Source organism: Burkholderia sp. 567 (assembly GCF_040545115.1).
Classification (GTDB): Bacteria; Pseudomonadota; Gammaproteobacteria; order Burkholderiales; family Burkholderiaceae; genus Burkholderia; species Burkholderia ambifaria.
In genome coordinates, this window is record NZ_JBEPLG010000012.1 from 84,922 (window position 1) to 102,543 (window position 17,622).

The 17,622-nt window shown below is 66.2% G+C and carries 18 protein-coding genes; 6 read left to right on the top strand and 12 right to left on the bottom strand.

Annotated features, from left to right (window positions below; translation table 11 throughout):
* Positions 1–44: 44 nt before the first annotated feature.
* From dkgB to ABIC50_RS28850, 4 genes are all read right to left on the bottom strand, one after another.
* Entirely contained in the window at positions 45–851 is an 807-nt protein-coding gene (gene dkgB, locus ABIC50_RS28835; RefSeq protein ID WP_012366975.1) for a 2,5-didehydrogluconate reductase DkgB, read from the bottom strand.
* Positions 852–1,002: 151 nt separating this feature from the next.
* Positions 1,003–1,953, bottom strand: a complete 951-nt coding sequence (locus ABIC50_RS28840; protein ID WP_354168280.1) for an LLM class oxidoreductase — start codon at positions 1,951–1,953, stop codon at positions 1,003–1,005.
* Between the two features lie 16 nt (positions 1,954–1,969).
* Complete coding sequence (locus tag ABIC50_RS28845) at positions 1,970–2,293, bottom strand: MoaF-related domain-containing protein (protein ID WP_175708480.1); 324 nt, start codon at positions 2,291–2,293, stop codon at positions 1,970–1,972.
* A 29-nt stretch (positions 2,294–2,322) separates the two neighbouring features.
* The gene (locus ABIC50_RS28850; protein ID WP_126226154.1) at positions 2,323–3,525 is read right to left on the bottom strand and encodes an MFS transporter; all 1,203 of its coding nucleotides are present in this window, start codon (positions 3,523–3,525) and stop codon (positions 2,323–2,325) included.
* 110 nt (positions 3,526–3,635) lie between these two features.
* Between ABIC50_RS28850 and ABIC50_RS28855 the strand changes: the two genes are divergently transcribed.
* Positions 3,636–4,580: a LysR family transcriptional regulator gene (locus tag ABIC50_RS28855; RefSeq protein WP_229081282.1), complete on the top strand. Its 945-nt coding sequence runs from the start codon at positions 3,636–3,638 to the stop codon at positions 4,578–4,580.
* A gap of 121 nt (positions 4,581–4,701) precedes the next feature.
* Here ABIC50_RS28855 and zwf read toward each other — a convergent pair whose 3' ends face one another.
* Entirely contained in the window at positions 4,702–6,177 is a 1,476-nt protein-coding gene (gene zwf / locus ABIC50_RS28860) for a glucose-6-phosphate dehydrogenase (protein ID WP_011659703.1), read from the bottom strand.
* Between the two features lie 203 nt (positions 6,178–6,380).
* Here zwf and ABIC50_RS28865 point away from each other — a divergent pair, with 203 nt between their 5' ends.
* Positions 6,381–6,959: a TetR/AcrR family transcriptional regulator gene (locus tag ABIC50_RS28865; protein WP_011659702.1), complete on the top strand. Its 579-nt coding sequence runs from the start codon at positions 6,381–6,383 to the stop codon at positions 6,957–6,959.
* A 174-nt stretch (positions 6,960–7,133) separates the two neighbouring features.
* Complete coding sequence (locus ABIC50_RS28870; protein WP_354168282.1) at positions 7,134–8,015, top strand: SDR family NAD(P)-dependent oxidoreductase; 882 nt, start codon at positions 7,134–7,136, stop codon at positions 8,013–8,015.
* A gap of 123 nt (positions 8,016–8,138) precedes the next feature.
* Here ABIC50_RS28870 and ABIC50_RS28875 read toward each other — a convergent pair whose 3' ends face one another.
* From ABIC50_RS28875 to ABIC50_RS28900, 6 genes are all read right to left on the bottom strand, one after another.
* Positions 8,139–8,717 (bottom strand): peroxidase-related enzyme, encoded by a 579-nt coding sequence (locus ABIC50_RS28875; RefSeq protein WP_175746563.1) that lies wholly within the window; start codon positions 8,715–8,717, stop codon positions 8,139–8,141.
* A 79-nt stretch (positions 8,718–8,796) separates the two neighbouring features.
* Positions 8,797–9,780: an acrylyl-CoA reductase (NADPH) gene (gene acuI, locus ABIC50_RS28880; RefSeq protein WP_354168284.1), complete on the bottom strand. Its 984-nt coding sequence runs from the start codon at positions 9,778–9,780 to the stop codon at positions 8,797–8,799.
* A gap of 45 nt (positions 9,781–9,825) precedes the next feature.
* Entirely contained in the window at positions 9,826–10,464 is a 639-nt protein-coding gene (gene acuR / locus ABIC50_RS28885) for an acrylate utilization transcriptional regulator AcuR (RefSeq protein WP_175703216.1), read from the bottom strand.
* A gap of 242 nt (positions 10,465–10,706) precedes the next feature.
* Entirely contained in the window at positions 10,707–11,543 is an 837-nt protein-coding gene (locus ABIC50_RS28890; RefSeq protein ID WP_354168285.1) for an alpha/beta fold hydrolase, read from the bottom strand.
* Positions 11,544–11,905: 362 nt separating this feature from the next.
* Entirely contained in the window at positions 11,906–12,988 is a 1,083-nt protein-coding gene (locus tag ABIC50_RS28895; RefSeq protein WP_354168287.1) for an alkene reductase, read from the bottom strand.
* A gap of 57 nt (positions 12,989–13,045) precedes the next feature.
* On the bottom strand, positions 13,046–13,783 hold the full coding sequence (locus ABIC50_RS28900; protein WP_166721295.1) for an SDR family oxidoreductase: 738 nt from the start codon (positions 13,781–13,783) through the stop codon (positions 13,046–13,048).
* Between the two features lie 110 nt (positions 13,784–13,893).
* On the opposite strand from ABIC50_RS28900, the gene ABIC50_RS28905 reads away from it, so the two are divergent.
* Positions 13,894–14,814 (top strand): LysR family transcriptional regulator, encoded by a 921-nt coding sequence (locus tag ABIC50_RS28905; protein ID WP_126226143.1) that lies wholly within the window; start codon positions 13,894–13,896, stop codon positions 14,812–14,814.
* Between the two features lie 78 nt (positions 14,815–14,892).
* Here ABIC50_RS28905 and ABIC50_RS28910 read toward each other — a convergent pair whose 3' ends face one another.
* A complete protein-coding gene (locus ABIC50_RS28910) occupies positions 14,893–15,522 on the bottom strand; it encodes a TetR/AcrR family transcriptional regulator (RefSeq protein WP_354168289.1) in 630 nt (209 codons plus the stop codon).
* 132 nt (positions 15,523–15,654) lie between these two features.
* On the opposite strand from ABIC50_RS28910, the gene ABIC50_RS28915 reads away from it, so the two are divergent.
* Both ABIC50_RS28915 and ABIC50_RS28920 read left to right on the top strand, forming a co-directional pair.
* Complete coding sequence (locus ABIC50_RS28915) at positions 15,655–16,737, top strand: alkene reductase (protein ID WP_354168291.1); 1,083 nt, start codon at positions 15,655–15,657, stop codon at positions 16,735–16,737.
* 57 nt (positions 16,738–16,794) lie between these two features.
* A complete protein-coding gene (locus ABIC50_RS28920; RefSeq protein WP_354168292.1) occupies positions 16,795–17,583 on the top strand; it encodes an SDR family NAD(P)-dependent oxidoreductase in 789 nt (262 codons plus the stop codon).
* The last annotated feature ends 39 nt before the right edge of the window (positions 17,584–17,622 follow it).

The following is a 17,622-nucleotide window of genomic DNA, read 5'->3' on the forward strand; positions in this document are numbered from 1 at the left end:
GCGGCCGGCTGGCCGCGAACGAATCGATTACGGGGGCGGCGCGTTCAGTCCCACTTCGGCGCGAGGCCGGCCGGGTCGACTTCGCGGCCGTTGCGCTCGAGCGCGGCGATCTGCGCCATGTCTTCGTCGGTCAGGCGCAGCGTCTGCGCGAGCAGGTTGCTCGCGAGGTTCTCGCGCTTCGTCGACGACGGAATCACCGAGTAGCCGAGCTGCAGCGCCCACGCGAGCGCGACTTGCGCCGGCGTCGCGTCGTGACGTTGCGCGATCGCGCCGATCACCGGGTCGCCGAGCACCTTGCCGTAGGCGAGCGTCATGTACGACGTCACGTGGATGCCTTCGCCGTTCAGGAACTCGACCAGCTTGCGGTTCTGCAGGTACGGGCTCAGTTCGATCTGGTTCGTCGCGATCGCATCCTTGCCGACGGCCGCGATCGCTTCCTTCGTCAGTTCGATGTTGAAGTTCGAGATGCCGATCTGGCGCGTGAGGCCCTTTGCCTTCGCGTCGGCGAGCGCGGTCATGAACGCCTGGATCGACACGCCGTTGCCCGGCGCCGGCCAGTGGATCAGCGTCAGGTCGACGATGTCGGTGCGCAGCTTGCGCAGGCTTTCCTCGAGGCTGGCCGCCAGTTTTTCCGGCGCGTAGTTGTCGACCCAGATCTTGGTCGTGAGGAACAGGTCCTCGCGGCGCACGCCCGATGCGGCGATCGCTTCGCCGATTTCGGCTTCGTTGCCGTAGATCTGCGCGGTGTCGATCGCGCGGTAGCCGACGTCGAGGCCATTGCGGACCGAGTCGATGACGACCTGGCCCTGCAGGCGGAAGGTGCCGAGGCCGAATGCGGGAACGTTGCTCATCGTGGGCTCCTGGGAAAGTGGAACGGGTTCGGTATGGAAGTCATTCTGGCGTTCGGGACTGATGAGATAAACGCCTTCAGAGGTCAAAAATATTTGATTCAAATTCAAGGATCGGTTGCCCGCCGTGGCGCGCGGCGGGCCGTGGCCGGCCTCATGCGACGCACGTGTGCGGGTTGCTAGCCGGATGGAACGCCGGCAGCACGTCCGCGGCAATCTCGGCCATCGTCTCGTCGAGCGGCCGGCGATTGCGGCGCAAATGCAGGCCGATGTGCTGCACGCCCGCGTCGCGCATCGCCGCGAGCTCTTCCGTCAGCGCGACGCGCCCGGCGCGCGCGCCGAAGCGGTGTCGCTGAAGCGGTTCGTGCGGATCTTCCGCGAGGTCGAGGTGGATGAAGCTCACGTACGGCTTGTCGCCGGCCACCGCGCGCCAGTTCGCGGCGCGCTGCAGGTGATCGTCCGGCGTGCCCGGATAGGCGAGGCAGCCGTCCATGTGTTCGCCGATCCATGCGGGCGTCTGCTGCGCGAGGCCCGCGACGAGCAGCGGCACCGGCGAACGCGCGGCCGGCAACACGTCCAGGCCCGGCGGCAGGTGCCCGCGCGCGCTGTCGCGCAGCAGCGCGATCTGGTCGCGGAAATTCGCGCCGCGTGACGCGAAGTCGCGGCCGAACAGCGGATATTCGACCGGCCGGTCGCCGCTCGCGACGCCGAGCAGCAGGCGTCCGTCGCTCAGCTCCTGGATCGTCGCGGCCGATTTCAACGTCAGCAGCGGTTCGCGCAGCGGCAGCACGACGGCTGCCGTGCCGAGCAGGATGTCGCGGGTGATGCCGGCGAGGTAGCCGAGATACGAGAAGGTCTCGAACACTTGCGCGGCATCGCCGAACGACGGGTCGTACACCGGCACGTCGCGCACCCAGAGCGCGCGGAAGCCGAGCGTGTCGGCCAGTCGCGCGAGCGTCGCATGAAGTGTCAGGTCGGGCACGCCGGGACGGCGGCCGTCGTGCTGGCGCTTCGCGGCGCCAGCCAGCGACCAGTCGTTGTCGAGCGGCAGTTCGATGCCGATGCTGAAGCCGCCGCGGGCGAGCTTGTCGAGTGAAGTGGACATGGTCGGGTTGCTCCGTTCAGCGCGCGCGCAGGCTGCCTTCGAGCCGGTGGAAATCGAGCGAAGCCGCGGTGAAGAACGCGCGCGACGTGCCGGCGGCGAAATCGTCGAGGTGCACGACGGTTGCGCGGTCGGCTTCCTGCCACGAGATCGCGTAGGTCTCGCCGGCGACGTGCCGCCACGTGTACGCGACTTCGCCCTTCGCGCCGGCGTACGGGCCTTCGGTGATCTCGTAGCGCATGTGGAGGCCGTCCTCGTCATACGCGTTCAGCGCTGTGAGGCCGTCGTAACGGACTTCGAAAGTCCTGCCGGCGAACGGCGGACGTTGGGTCGATGCGTTCATGCTGATGCGCTCCTGCGGGAAAGTGACGTTCAATGGGCGAGTTCGACGGGTTCGGCCGTGCGCTCGGGCAGGCCCTGGCCGCGGTCGAGGCGGCCGCTCAACGCGGTCAGTGCGAAGGCGCCGAGCGTGACGGCGGCGGCGATCCACGGCGTGTGGCCGAGGCCGACGTTCGCGACGATCAGGCCGCCGAGCGACGAGCCGCCCGCGACGCCGAGGTTGAACGCGGCGATGTTGAAGCCCGACGCGACGTCGGTGGCGTCCGGCGCGAAGTGGCGCGCCTGCTTGACGACGTACACCTGCAGGCCCGGCACGTTGCCGAATGCGACGGCGCCCCATGCGAGCATCGTCAGCACCGCCAGCCACTTCACGTGCACCGTGAAGGTCAGCGCGAGCAGCACGATCGCGAGCAACAGGAAGATCCGCTTGAGCGCCTTGACCGGGCCGACGGCGTCCGCGAGCTTGCCGCCCCACACGTTGCCGAACGCGACCGACACGCCATAGCCGACCAGCACGAGACTGACCTGCGACGGCGTGAAGCCGGCGATCTGTTCGAGCAGCGGCGCCATGTAGGTGAACGCGATCAGCGAGCCGCCGTAGCCGACCGCCGTCATCGCATAGACGAGCAGCAGGCGCGGCTGGGCGAGCACGCGGAACTGGCGGGCGAGCGGCGCCGGCGGCGTGCGCGGCAGGCCGCGCGGCACGAACGCGACCGCGCCGACGAACGCGACGAGGCCGAACAGCGCGACGACCAGGAACGTCGCGCGCCAGCCGAAGTGCTGACCGATGAAGGTGCCGAGCGGAATGCCGGCGACGAACGCGACGGTCATCCCGCTGAACATCGTGGCGATCGCGCTGGCGGCCTTGTCCTTCGGCACGAGCGTGGTCGCGATGATCGAGCCGACCGAGAAGAACACGCCGTGGGCGAGGCCGGTGAGCACGCGTGCGACGATCAGCGATTCGTAGCCGGGCGCCTGCCAGGCCACGAGGTTGCCGACGGTGAACAGCGCCATCAGCGCGGCGAGCAGCGTCTTGCGCGGCACGCGGCCGGTGAGCGCGGTGAGGAGCGGCGCGCCGATCGCGACGCTCAGCGCATAGAGGCTGACGAGCAGGCCGGCCGACGGCAGGCTGACGCCGAGGTCGGCGCCGATCGTCGGGATCAGCCCGACGATCACGAATTCGGTGGTGCCGATGGCAAATGCGCTGATGGTCAGCGCAAGCAGGGCAAGTGGCATGACGGGGCTCCAGGGTCCGGTGACAATGGAGCGCAGTGTGCCGTCTTTACTTTTGCGGAAAAATGGGTCTATAAACCAAATTGTTTTGATTTTGAATCAAGAATCCAGCAATGAAGATCACGCTCGACGAACTCCAGGCCTTTGCCGCCGTGGTCGACTCCGGTTCGATCACCGCTGCCGCGCAGCAGCTCGACCTCACCGTGTCGGCCACGAGCCGCACGCTCGCGCGGCTCGAGGAGAAGCTCAAGACCACGCTGCTGCGCCGGACCACGCGCCGGCTCGAATTGACCGAGGAAGGGCGCGCGTTCCTGCAGGATGCGCGGGCAATCATCGAATCGGTCGAGAACGCCGAGGAGCAGATGCTCGCGCGGCGCGAGATGCCGTCGGGGCGATTGCGCGTCGATGCCGCGACGCCGTTCATGCTGCACGTGATCGTGCCGCTCGTGCACGGCTACCGCGAACGGTTCCCGAAGGTCGAACTGGAGCTGAACAGCAACGAGGGGATCATCGACCTACTGGAGCGGCGCACCGACGTCGCGATCCGCATCGGCCGGCTCAAGGATTCGACGCTGCACAGCCGGCGCATCGGCAACAGCCGGCTGCGCATCCTCGCGAGCCCCGCATACATCGAAGCGCATGGCCAGCCGCGCAAGGTCGAGGATCTCGCCAGGCACACGCTGCTCGGTTTCACGCAGCCCGAATCGCTGAACGTCTGGCCGATCCTCGGCGCGGACGGCGAGCCGTGCCGCATCGAGCCCGGCATCTGGTCGTCGAGCGGCGAGACGCTGCGGCAGCTCGCGCTGGAGGGTGCGGGCGTCGTGTGCCTGTCGGATTTCATGACCGCGCAGGATCGCGAGGCCGGCCGGCTCGTGCAGGTGCTCGCGCGGCAGACGCTCGACGTCGAACAGCCGATCAACGCGGTGTATTACCGGAACACCGCGATTTCGTCGCGGATCGCGTCGTTCGTCGATTACATGATCGAGGTGCTGGGCGGCGGCAGCGGCGGCAGCGGGGCGCCGGCGCGGCGCAAGGCTGCGTGGCTGGAGCCGCTGTAACGGCGGCGCGCTGGCAGGGTGGAAGGCGGCGGGGGCTGGGGGCGGGCACCCGATCGGGCGCCCGGTGTGATCCGGCATGCCGCACGGCGCTTTGCGCCGCGGGCCTGCCGTCATGCCATGGTCAGGCTTCCTCGGACCACGACATGTTGTCGCGCGCGAGCAGCGCCGACGATGCCGCCGGCCCGAACGTGCCTGCCGTGTAGAGGCGCGGACGGTCGCCCAGCTGCTTCCAGCCGTTGAGGATCGGCTCGACCCACGACCACGCGGCCTCGAGCTCGTCGCGGCGCATGAAGTGCGTGAGACGCCCGCGGATCACGTCGATCAGCAGCCGCTCGTAGGCTTCCGCGCGCCGTTCCGGAATCGCCTGCTGCAGGTCGAGGTTCAGGCTCACGGGCACCATCTTCATCCCGCTGCCCGGCTCCTTCGCGAGCATCTGCAGCTGGATCGATTCTTCCGGCTGCAGCTGGATCACGAGACGGTTGCTGTAGTGGCGCGGGCCGGTCGGGATGATCGAGAACGGCATGTCCGCGAACTCGATCACGATTTCCGACTGGCGGCGCTGCAGCCGCTTGCCGGTGCGCAGGAAGAACGGCACGTTCGCCCAGCGCCAGTTGTTGATGTGTGCGCGCAGCGCGACGAAGGTTTCCGCGTGGCTGTCCGCCGGCACGTTGTCTTCCTCGAGATAGCCCTTGACCGGCTGGCCGTCGACCGCGCCGGCCGTGTATTGGCCGCGCACCGTATCGCGCGCGACATCCGACAGCGCCATCGGCCGCAGCGAGCGCAGCACCTTCAGCTTCTCGTCGCGCACCGCGTCCGGGTCGAGCGACACCGGCGGCTCCATCGCGACGATGCACAGCAGTTGCAGCAGGTGGTTCTGCACCATGTCGCGCAGCGCGCCGGTATGGTCGTAGAAGCCCGCGCGGCTGCCGACGCCGACCGTCTCCGCGACCGTGATCTGCACGCTGCGGATGCTCGGCGCCTGCCACAGCGGCCCGAAGATCGGGTTGCCGAAGCGCAGCACCATCAGGTTCTGCACGGTTTCCTTGCCGAGGTAATGGTCGATCCGGTAGATCTGCGATTCCGCGAAATGCCTGCCGACCGCATCGTTGATCGCCTGCGCCGACGCGAGATCGTGGCCGAGCGGCTTTTCGAGCACGACGCGCGAGCGCGCATCGACGAGGTGCGCGGCCGACAGGTTGTCGCAGATCGTCGTGAACAGCTCCGGCGACGTCGACAGATAGAACACGTGGATCGCGTCGGGGCGCGCCGCTTCGGCGAGCCGCGCGTAGTCTTCCGGCGCGTTCACGTCGATCAGCACGTACTTGAACAGGTCGAGGAAACGGGCCCACGCGTCGGCGTCGAACGCCTTCTCGTCGATGAACGGGCGCGACTGCTCGTCCATGAACTTGCGGTAGCCGTCGATGCCCCAGTCGCGCCGGCCGACCGCGATGATGCGCGTCTGCGGCGGCAGGTTGCAGTGCAGGTGCGCCATGTAGAGCGCGGGCAACAGCTTGCGGGCGGCCAGGTCGCCGCCGCCGCCGAAGATGATCATGTCGACGGGCTGGTCGGCTTCGGTCTGGTTGGGCTGATTCGTCATGAGTGGATCGCGGTCTGAAACGGGTGAGCGTGGAACGAACATCGAAGCGCCGGCCGCCGGTGCGTTGGCGCGCCAGTACGTGGAAACGCTAATAGTGCACGCTTTTGACCGATTGCGGATGGGTTCCCCCGTATGTAACAGGGCTTGCCGTCCCGTGGTCGGCGCGATTATGATTGAGCGCTCACTCATTAAAGGAATCGAACGTGGCCCGACCGCGGAGTCCCGACAAGCACGACGCCATCCTCGCCGCGGCTGCCCGCGCGCTGGCGGAGGACGGCGCGAGTGCGACCACCGCGCGCATCGCGCGGCTCGCCGGCGTCGCGGAAGGCACGGTGTTCACCTATTTCGAGACCAAGGATGCGCTGCTGAACGCGCTGTACCTGAGCCTGAAGGCCGACCTGCGCGACGCGATGATCACCGGGTTTCCGGAGCACGCGCCGGCCGAGCAGGCCATGCGGCATGTGTGGAACAGCTATGTGTCGTGGGGCGTCGCGGATCCGCACGGGCAGCGCGCGCTGCGGCAGCTCGACGTGAGCGGCCGCATCGACGACGCGCATCGCGCGGCCGGCACCGAAGGCTTCGGCGCGATCACCGCGCTGCTGCGCGCGCAGAGTGCCGCCGCGGGCGGGCTCGATGCCGACAACGCGCATGCGTTCTGCACGGCGCTGTTCACGTCGATCGCGGAAACGGCGATGGAGTCGATCGCACGCGATCCCGCGCGGGCCGATGCGTACCGGGAAGCCGGGTTTCGCGCGCTGTGGGCCGTGTTGCACGCGGTGTGATAGCGGCAAGTTGTAGAGAGAGAAGCGGCGGCGCGTTTGGTTCGGGCGTCGCCGCGACGAGGGAAGGCGGTTTCAGGCAGGGCGATGCACGGTCAAAACGACCGTTTCAGCGCCCATATTAATGAGTGAGTAATCATTCATTTTTTGTGGTTTCAACTTTACGGAGAAATGGAAATGTCGAAAGTCTGGCTGGTGACAGGGGCCGCACGCGGCCTGGGGCGTGCAATCTCGGAAGCGGTGCTGGCGGCGGGCGACCGGCTGGTGGCCGGTGCGCGCGATCCGGCGCGGCTCGCGGATCTGGAAGCGCGGTACGGCGACCGGCTGCTGCCGATCGAGCTCGACGTGACCGACGCAGCGGCGGCCGCGCATGCGGTGGCCGCCGCCCGCGACGCGTTCGGACGCATCGACGTGCTGGTGAACAACGCGGGCTACGGTCATACGGCGCCGTTCGAGCAGATGGGCGCCGACGACTTCCGCGACCAGATCGAAACGAACCTGTTCGGCGTGGTCAACCTGACGCGTGCGGTGCTGCCGACGATGCGGGCGCAGCGCGCGGGCCACATCTTCCAGGTGTCGTCGGTCGGCGGGCGCACGGCGACGGCCGGGCTGTCCGCGTATCAGGCCGCGAAGTGGGCGGTCGGCGGGTTCAGCGACGTGGTGTCGAAGGAAGTCGCGCCGTTCGGCGTGCGCGTGTGCACGCTCGAGCCGGGCGGGATGCGCACCGAATGGGCCGCGCAGGCGAAGCGCCACGTCGACGGCCTGCTGCCCGACTATCAGCCGTCGGTCGGGAAGATTCTCGAACTGCTCGGTTCGTATGGCGGCCACGAGGTCGGCGATCCGGCACGGATCGCGGCGCTGATCGTCGAGCTGTCGCGTCGCGACGACGTGCCGATGCGGCTGCTGCTCGGCAGCGATGCGCTGTTCGTGTGCGAGCAGGCGGAAACGCAGCGCGCGGAGGAGGCGGCACGGTGGCGGGACGCGACGCTGTCGACGGTGTTCCCGGACGCGACGCTGCCGGCGGGGTTGGAGGCGTTGAAGGAGTGGAGCGAGCGCTGACGCGCTCTCGCTCCTGCTTGCCGTGAGCCGGCACGTCGGAACCGCGACATCCGTCTCCGTGTCGCGCTGTTCCAGCGTCCGGCTCGCCGAATCGTGCTGCGCTGATTGAGCCGCGCCGCGCGCTCAGCGCCCCAGCGCGTAAAACTCCGCGTTGGGCCGCATGTTCGTCACGTTCGCGATGCGATTCGACATGCCGAAGAACGCCGAGATCGCCGCGATGTCCCAGACATCCTCGTCGGTAAAGCCATGCGACTTCAGCGTGTCGAAGTCCGCTTCTCCTACCAGGTGCGCGGTCTGCGACACCTTCATCGCGAAGTCGAGCATCGCCTTCTGCCGGACGGTGATGTCGGCCTTGCGGTAGTTGGTCGCGACCTGGTCGGCGATCAGCGGATCCTTCGCGCGAATGCGCAGGATCGCGCCGTGCGCGATGACGCAGTACTGGCACTGGTTCACGGCGCTGGTGGCCACGACGATCATTTCCCGTTCGGCCTTGGTGAGGTTGCCCGGCTTGTCCATCAGCGCGTCGTGGTACGCCATGAACGCGCGAAACTCGTCCGGGCGATGCGCGAGCGTGAGGAATACGTTCGGGATGAAGCCCGACTTTTCCTGGACGGCAGCGATCCGTGCGCGAATGTCGTCGGGCAGGTCGTCGAGCGCCGGCACCGGAAAGCGGCTGACGGGCGCGGGGTTGGCAGCGGTCATGAGGTCTCCTGGATAAAGTGGCACGGGCGAACGCGACGCGCGAGCCGCCGGCCGGACATGAAACGACGGGTTGCCGGCGTCATGCGTTGACGTCCACGACGATGCGGCCGCGTATCTTGCCGGCGATCAGTTCCTCGGCAAGCGCTATGACATTGCCCAGGCCGACCTGATGACCGATCGCGCCCAGCTTCTCGACATCGAGATCGGACGCGAGCCGGCGCCATGCCTCCAGCCGCTCGGCGCGCGGGCACATCACGCTGTCGATGCCGACGAGCGTCACGCCGCGCAGGATGAACGGCGCGACGGTGGCGGGAAAGTCCATGCCGGCGGCGAGGCCGCAGGCCGTCACCACGCCACGATAGCGCGTGGTCGCGCACACGTTGGCGAGCACGTGACTGCCCGCGACGTCGACCGCGCCGGCCCAGCGTTCCTTGCCGAGCGGCTTGCCCGGTGCGCCGAATTGCGACCGGTCGACGATCTCCGCCGCGCCGAGCTGCCGCAGGTAGTCGGCATCGGCCGGGCGGCCGGTCACGGCGACGACGCGATAGCCGAGCCGCGCGAGCAGGGCGATGGCGACGCTGCCGACGCCACCTGCCGCGCCGGTCACCACGATCTCGCCGTCGTCCGGGCGCACGCCATGCCGTTCCAGCGCCATCACGCACAGCATCGCGGTGTAGCCCGCCGTGCCGATGGCCATCGCCTGTTGCGGCGAAAACGCGGACGGCAGCGGCACCAGCCAGTCGCCGTCGACGCGTGCCTTCTGCGCCAGGCCGCCCCAGTGTGTTTCGCCGACGCCCCAGCCGTTGAGCACGACGCGGTCTCCCGCGCGGTAATCCGGATGCGTGCTGTGCTCGACCTCGCCGACCAGATCGATGCCCGGCACCATCGGGAACTTGCGGACCACCGGGCTCTTGCCGGTGATCGCCAGCCCGTCCTTGTAGTTCAACGTCGAATAACCGACCCGGATCGTCACGTTGCCCGCGGGCAACTGCGCGTCGTCCAGCGTCTGCAGCCGCGCGTGCTGGCCGGTGTCGTCCTTGTCTATCACGATGCCCTGGAACATCCGTCCTCCTTTTTAGACCGATCGTCTAGTTAATGGCAAAAAAATTCAGCGGCGAGGTAATCCATTGAAGAAAAACTGCGCGAACAGCGCAAGCGGCACGTCGCTGCGTTCGAGCTTCGCGCGCAGCACGGCGCCTTCCCAGCCGATCCAGAAGCATGCGGCCAGCTCGGCGGGGTCTGCCGACTCGGCGAGCTCGCCGGCTTGCTGGGCGGCGGTGAGGCACGCGGCCAGCCGGCGTTGCCAGTCCTCGAACGTCGCGCGCAGACGCGCACGGAAACTCTCCGGCAGTGCGCCCATTTCCTGGCCGAGGTTGCCGATCAGGCAGCCGCGGTTGTATTCATGGCGCGCCATGCCGTCGCGTGCATCGTCGACGAACGCGCGCACGCGTGCCAGCGGCGATGGCTCGGGCTGGCTGAAATGACGGTCCAGCTTGCGGGCGAAGAAGTCCGCGTAGCGATCGATCAGTTCGAGGCCGAACGCCTCCTTGCTGTCGAAGTAGTGATAGAACGAGCCCTTGGGCACGCCGGCGCGCCCGAGGATCTCGTCGAGCCCGGTGGCCGAAAAGCCCTTCTCGGTGAGCACTTCCAGCCCGGTGCGCAACAGCATGTCGCGCGTCGCGACGAGGTCTTCGTGCTGCTTCGGTGGCCTGCCGCGGCGGCGAGGCGGATCAGTTCGAACGTCCATGGGCGAATAATAGACCGTTCGTCTCAAAAATCAATAGCTCGGTCGACGACACGGCCGACGACGTGCTGGATCGTCGATGGGATGTCACCAGGCCAGGGCCGTCCCACTAGCCGACCGCTTTCACGAACGCGTGGCTGTCGGTGATCGTTGACCGGGAAGCGACCCGTCATCGCGAATGCGCTTCCCCCGCCTCGTCACGATCGTCACGTAAAACATCGGATAACGAATCGATACGAAAATCTTCAAGCCTTCACGAAGGTCAGGAGATCCGCATTGAGCACATCGGCATTGACCGTCAGCATGCCGTGGCCGTAGCCCGGATAGGTCTTCAATGTGCCGTTCTCGAGCAGTTTGATTGCCTTCAGCGCAGCATTCTCATAGGGGACGATCTGGTCGTCTTCGCCATGCAGTACAAGAGTCGGCACGCTGATCGCCTTGAGATCGTCGGTCTGGTCCGTCTCGGAGAACGCCTTGATGCCCTCGTAATGCGCGTTGGCGCTGCCCATCATGGCCTGGCGCCACCAGTTCCGAATCACGCCTTGATCGATCTTCGCGCCGGCTCGATTGAATCCGTAAAACGGGCCGGTCGGCACATCGAGAAAGAACTGAGCGCGATTGGCCGCCGTGCCGGCACGCAACCCGTCGAATACCTCGATCGGCACGCCGTCGGGGTTGGCCTCCGTCTTCAGCATCAGCGGGGTCACCGCGCTGACCAGTATCACTTTGGCGACACGCCCGGCCGGCTCGCCGTGTTTTGCGACATAGCGGGCGACTTCACCGCCGCCGGTGGAGTGACCGATATGCACTGCATGCCGGAGATCCAGCGCTTCGACCACGGCGAACGCGTCCGCCGCGTAATGGTCCATGTCGTGACCTTCGGCGACTTGCGCGGAGCGCCCATGTCCGCGCCGGTCGTGGGCAATGACGCGATACCCGTTCGACAGGAAAAACAACATCTGGGCATCCCAGTCATCCGACGAGAGCGGCCAGCCGTGATGGAAGACGATCGGCTGAGCGTCCTTCGGGCCCCAGTCCTTGTAAAAAATCTGGACGCCGTCTTGCGTGGTAACGAATGACATGATGGTTTTCCTTTCGTACGGTTGCAGGGAAGTAACGGTTGCCGCGAATGGAGCCGTCGCAACCCAGAGCGGTCGTTGTGTCGGCAATGCGGGATGCAGACGAAAAGAAGCTCGCGTGATGGGCGCGCACGGCAGCTCGGCTTCGCGATGGGTGGCGTCAAAAAAATGCGACCAAGGCCACGGCTTCCGCACAGAGATACCGACGAGGTGAATGTCGACATGCGCGGCACGATCGCCGCGGATACCACCGTGAGCATGAGATTCCGCGTCCGCGAGTGACCGTCAACGAACGCGGCCGGATCGACAAGTGCGTCGTTTCCGATGGCGCCGTTCGCTCTTGAGCCCCGTCACGCAGCGTGTCGTCAAGCCGACGTCGCGCCCGGGTAATCGACGTAACCGTCCGCACCTTGCGTGAACCACGTGGTCGGGTCGTCCGACGCAAGCGGAATCGCGTCGGCCAGACGGCGCGGGTAGTCCGGATTCGAGATGAAAGGGCGCCCGAACGCAACGGCATCGCCAATCCCGGCATCGAGTTCCGCCTGGGCTCGGGCCGCGTCGAAATCCGAATTGAGCACCAGCGGTCCTTTGAAAGCAGGGCGAATCCGTGCCGCGAGCGGATCGAGATAGCCGACGCCGAAACTGCCGTTCAGCGGCGGTTCGCGCAGTTCCAGGAACGCGATCCCGACCGTGGATAGCGCCTCGGCGGCTGCGATGAACAGCGGCACCGGATCGCTATCACGCACGCCCAGGGTTTCGCCGTTGGGAGACAGGCGAACGCTGGTACGATCGGCGCCCACGACATCCGCGACAGCCTCGGTTACCTCGATCAGAAGCCGGAGCCGATTGGAGATCGAGCCGCCATACGCGTCGTCGCGGAAGTTGGCGCTATCTCGCAGGAATTGATCGATCAGATAGCCGTTCGAAGCATGCAACTGCACGCCGTCGAAGCCGGCCTGCAGTGCGTTACGTGCAGCGGCGGCGAACTGTTCGATCACGGCGGGAATTTCGTGCGTCGCCAGTGCGCGCGCCGGCGCGTAGGACTGCTTTCCTTCATAAGTATGGGCATGGCCCGGTGCCGTCGTCATGGACGACGACACAGGCTGCGCGCCATCGAGAAAGCTCGGATGCACCACGCGGCCCATGTGCCACAGCTGGGCAATGATGCGGCCGCCCGCTTCATGCACGGCGTCGGTCACTTTTCGCCAGCCGGCAACCTGGGCAGGCGTCCACAGGCCGGTCGCGTAGGGCCAGCCCAGCCCCTGCCGGGAAATGCCAATGGCCTCCGAGATGATGAGACCCGCGGATGCGCGCTGACTGTAATAGTCGGCCATCATCGCGGTGGGTACGTGCTCGCGTGTTCCCCGGGCACGTGTCATGGGCGCCATCAGGATACGGTTGGGCGCTTCGATCGCGCCCAGTCGAATGGGATCAAACAGCGTAGGCACCAAACCTCCTTCTTGTTCCTTGTCAGCGTGGAAATACCGGGAGCCCTTCAGCCCACATCACACGAGACGGGCACCGCCGTCGATGTGGATCGTCTCGCCGTTCATGAAACCGTTGCTCATGAGGAACACCACCGCGGCGCCCACTTCGTCGGCGGTTCCCAAACGATGCAGCGGCAATTTTTCTTTCAATGCGTTCACGTACGCGTCGCGACCGTCGCCGAGCGTGCGGGCAAGCAGCGGCGTGTCGGTGGTGCCGGGCGAAACGGTGTTGACGCGGCGCGGCGCCAGTTCAAGCACCAAGCCCCGGGCCAGCGCTTCCATCGCGGCGGACGCCGACGCAAGAATGGCCGTGCCGTACGCGTTGGGCCGGTCGGCCAGCACACCCGAAATGAACGTGATGGAGCCATCGGCGGCCAGGCGGTCACCCAGCGTGCGCAACGTGTGCACGGCTGCCCACACACGTTCGTCGAACGCCCGACGCAGATAGTCGACATCCGCTTCCAGCACCTTGCCTGCCACGAAGGTCCCGGCGAGGAGGACGAGATGGTCGACGTGCGCGATGTCGGCCAGCGCCGCGGTGAGGGTCTCCGGCTTGGTCACGTCGGCGGCGCGCCACCCCGCGAAACCATGCTCGGCGGCGACGCGTTCGGCGCCCTCCGCGTTGAAGCCGATCACGGTGACGTTCGCCCCGGCGGCCTTCGCTTGTTTGGCCGCGGAAAGGCCAATGCCGGAGGTTCCGCCAATGATGAGGACGGACTTGTTATCGAGTGAACGGGCGGCGAAATCGGTAGTCATGAAAGTAGGTCCTGTCGGCTGACGCAACCCAGTGCGGCGTCTTGGACAGCACTCTATACTTGCCAATTGATATTGATAATCAGCGCCAAACTCTCTTCAATCATTCCGCCATGGAACAAATCAGCCTGGACCGCCTGACGGGCCTCATTGCATTCAGCCGCGCGGCATCGTTAGGGAGTTATTCGGCCGCCGCTCGGGCGCTCGGCGTCACACCGTCGGCCGTGAGCAAGAGCATCCAGCGTCTCGAGCAGCACTTCGAGCTGAAACTGTTCAACCGGACCACGCGATCATTGACGCTGACCCAGGAGGGGCGCGAGCTGCATGAACGCACGTTGCGCTTGCTTGCGGAAATGGAGGCGATCGAGCAGGCCGCGGTCTCGGCGCGATCCGAGCCGGCCGGCATCCTGAAGGTGACCGCACCGCTCCCGATCGGGATTCATCTGATCGCGCCTGCGCTACCTGCGTTTCGGAAGCGTTTCCCCAAGCTGTCCATCGACCTGCGCCTGGGCGACCATTTCGTCGATCTGGTCGGTGAAGGCGTCGATGTGGCCATTCGCGTAGGAGATCTAACCGGTTCTCGTCTGATCTCGCGCCAGCTTTCCCCTCACCATATCGGCGCGTACGCGTCCCCGGACTATCTGGCCCGGCGCGGTGTTCCCAAACACCCCGACGACCTCGTGGATCACGATTGCGTGAATTTCCGCTTTCAGAGTTCAGGACAGGTCTTCCGCTGGAATTTTGTCACCGGTGACGGATCGCTCGACCTGATACCGGACGCCGGCATCGTCGTCGATACCAGCGATGCCGTCGCCGCCGTGATGGTCGCCGGCGGAGGCGTCGGCATCACACCGGCCTATGTGGCCGATTCCTACGTCAAGCGCGGGGAGCTGGTGCAGGTCCTCACCGAGTTCGTCGAACCGCGCTCGACGATCACGGCGCTGTGGCCGGAGAGCAGGCGCAGCAGCCCGAATGTCAAAGCATTCGTCGCACACCTGACGAAGGTGTTTGCTTCGTATGCGGCCGACAAGTGACGCTTGTCCGATGGTGTTCGGGTGGTTCGCTGCGGTAAACAATGTAAAGCCCTTCCACACAGCCACCGCCGCCCGGCGTCACTTCGACTGGGCGGAGCTGTCGTTCCCCTGATTGCGGCCCGGTTTGCGCGCTGTCTTCGACGGGCCCAGTGTCGCGAGAATCTTGTCACGGCATACCGTCAGGATTTCGTCGGCCAGTGGCGAATCATCCGGGCATGCGCGCGACAACACAATCGCGCCGACCGCATGCGCCATGATGTCGAGGCAGTCGGCTCGCGCCTCCGCCGCGTCTGCACCGCCTGACGAATCACGTTCCTGGACCAACGCCGCCAGCAGTCTTTCGATGCCGTCCGCGAAGGTGGCGCGGACCGCTTCGGGTTGACGCGCGGCATCCCCACCCAGCGCGGCCATCGTGCAGCCGGTCGCGCGCGCGTCGCGGTGCTCGCGCGCGAGATACTGTCGCACGAACTCCGCTGCGTCCACCCCGGCCGACAGCGCAACGGTCTGCGCCATGCCGCAGGCCGCCGATTCCGCCATCAGATCGGCCTTTGAACGGAAGTGCTTGTAGAAGCCGCCGTGGGTGAACCCGGCTGCGCTCATCAGATCAGCAACTCCGACCCCATCAAAACCGCGCTCCCTGAACAGCGTCGACGCTGTCTCAACAACGTGGGCCCGGTTGGCCTGGGCCTGTGCCTTGGTGACTTTCACTTTTCCTCTCCGTGGGCGCGTTCCTGTCTGATGGCTTGACTATACATTGATGTTGATCGTCATCAAAGTATTGACACGTTAGATTATGGTCGTCATCATTAAGCCATTCCCAACACCCGACGCTGGAACGACATGTCAGAGAAAACGCTTTTCGAGCCGTACGCCCTCGGTGACCTGACGCTCACCAATCGCATCGTCATGGCCCCGCTGACCCGAAACCGTGCAGGCGCCGGGCTGGTGCCCAGCGAGCTTGCCGCGACCTACTACGCGCAGCGCGCGTCGGCCGGCCTGATCATCACCGAGGCCACTCAGGTTTCGGCCCAGGCCCAGGGCTATCAGGACACGCCCGGCCTGTACACGGCCGAGCAGATCGCTGGCTGGCGGAAGGTCACGGAGGCAGTACATGCGAAGGGCGGACGCATCTTCGTGCAGCTCTGGCATGTGGGCCGCGTCTCGCACACCGACCTGCAACCTGGCGGTACGGCGCCGGTCGCGCCTTCCGCCATCCGCGCCGAGACGAAAACCTTCGTCAACAACGGATTTGCCGACGTGTCCGAGCCGCGCGCGCTGGAACTCGCCGAGCTGCCGGGCATCGTGAACGACTTTCGACAGGCTGCGGCCAACGCGATTGCCGCAGGTTTCGACGGCGTGGAAATTCACGGCGCGAACGGTTATCTGCTGGAGCAGTTCATCAAGGACGGTGCCAACCAGCGCACCGACGACTACGGCGGCTCGATCGAGAACCGTGCGCGCCTGTTGCTGGAAGTCGTCGCCGCAGTGGTCAAGGAAATCGGCGCAGAGCGCACCGGCGTGCGCATCTCGCCGGTTTCGCCGGCAAACGGCATTTCCTGCAGCGATCCGCAAGCGCAGTACGACTACATCGCCGAACAGCTCAACGCGCAGCGCATCGTCTATCTGCACGTGGTCGAAGGTGCGACTGGCGGCCCACGCGATGTCGCCGCGTTCGACTACGACGCGCTGCGCCGCCGTTTCAAGCAGACCTATCTGGCCAACAACGGCTACGACGTGGAATTCGCCACCACTCAACTCAATGAGGGCAGAGCCGACTTGTTCGCGTTCGGCCGTCCGTTCATCAGCAACCCGGACCTGGTCGAACGCCTGAAGCATGGCGCGCCCCTGACGCAACTCAACCCGGCGACGCTCTATGGCGGCGGCGCTGCGGGCTACATCGATTACCCGACGATTTCCGGCTAAGGCTTCGTGTCCTTGATTGAGTCTCCGCCAGAAGAACCCTTGCAAAGGAAAGTACCCATGACCTCGCTTCCGACCGTCCTCATCACCGGCGCCTCCAGCGGCATCGGTGCCACCTACGCCGAGCGCTTCGCGCGGCGTGGCCATGACCTCGTCCTTGTCGCCCGTGACAAGGCGCGACTCGATGCCCTGGCAGCGCGCCTGCGTGAGGAAAGCGGCGTGGCCGTGGAAGTGCTGCAGGCCGACCTGACCCAGTCCACCGATCTGTCCGCGCTCGAGGCTCGTCTGCGCGATGACAATCGAATAGGAATTCTGATCAACAATGCCGGCGTGGCTCAGTCGGGCGGCTTCCTGCAGCAAACCCCTGAAAGCATCGAACGCCTGATCACGCTCAACACGACGGCGCTGACGAGGCTTGCAGCCGCCGTCGCGCCACGCTTCGTGCAGTCCGGTAACGGCTCGATCGTCAACATTGGCTCGGTGGTGGGTTTCGCGCCCGAGTTCGGCATGTCGATCTACGGCGCGACCAAGGCGTTCGTGCTGTTCCTGTCGCAGGGCCTGAACCTCGAGCTGTCGCCCAAGGGCGTCTACGTGCAAGCCGTCCTGCCGGCGGCGACGCGCACGGAGATCTGGGAGCGCGCCGGGGTCGACGTGAACACGCTGCCCGAGGTGATGGAAGTGGGCGAGTTGGTTGATGCCGCACTGATCGGGTTCGACCGTCGCGAACTGGTCACGATCCCGCCGCTGCACGTAGCCGGGCGGTGGGACGCGCTGGATGGCGCTCGCCAGGGACTGTTGTCGGACATTCGACAAGCACACGCGGCCGAGCGTTATCAGCTCCGCGCCTGACCATTCAATTGCAGCAAACGGCGGAACGATGGATACCAC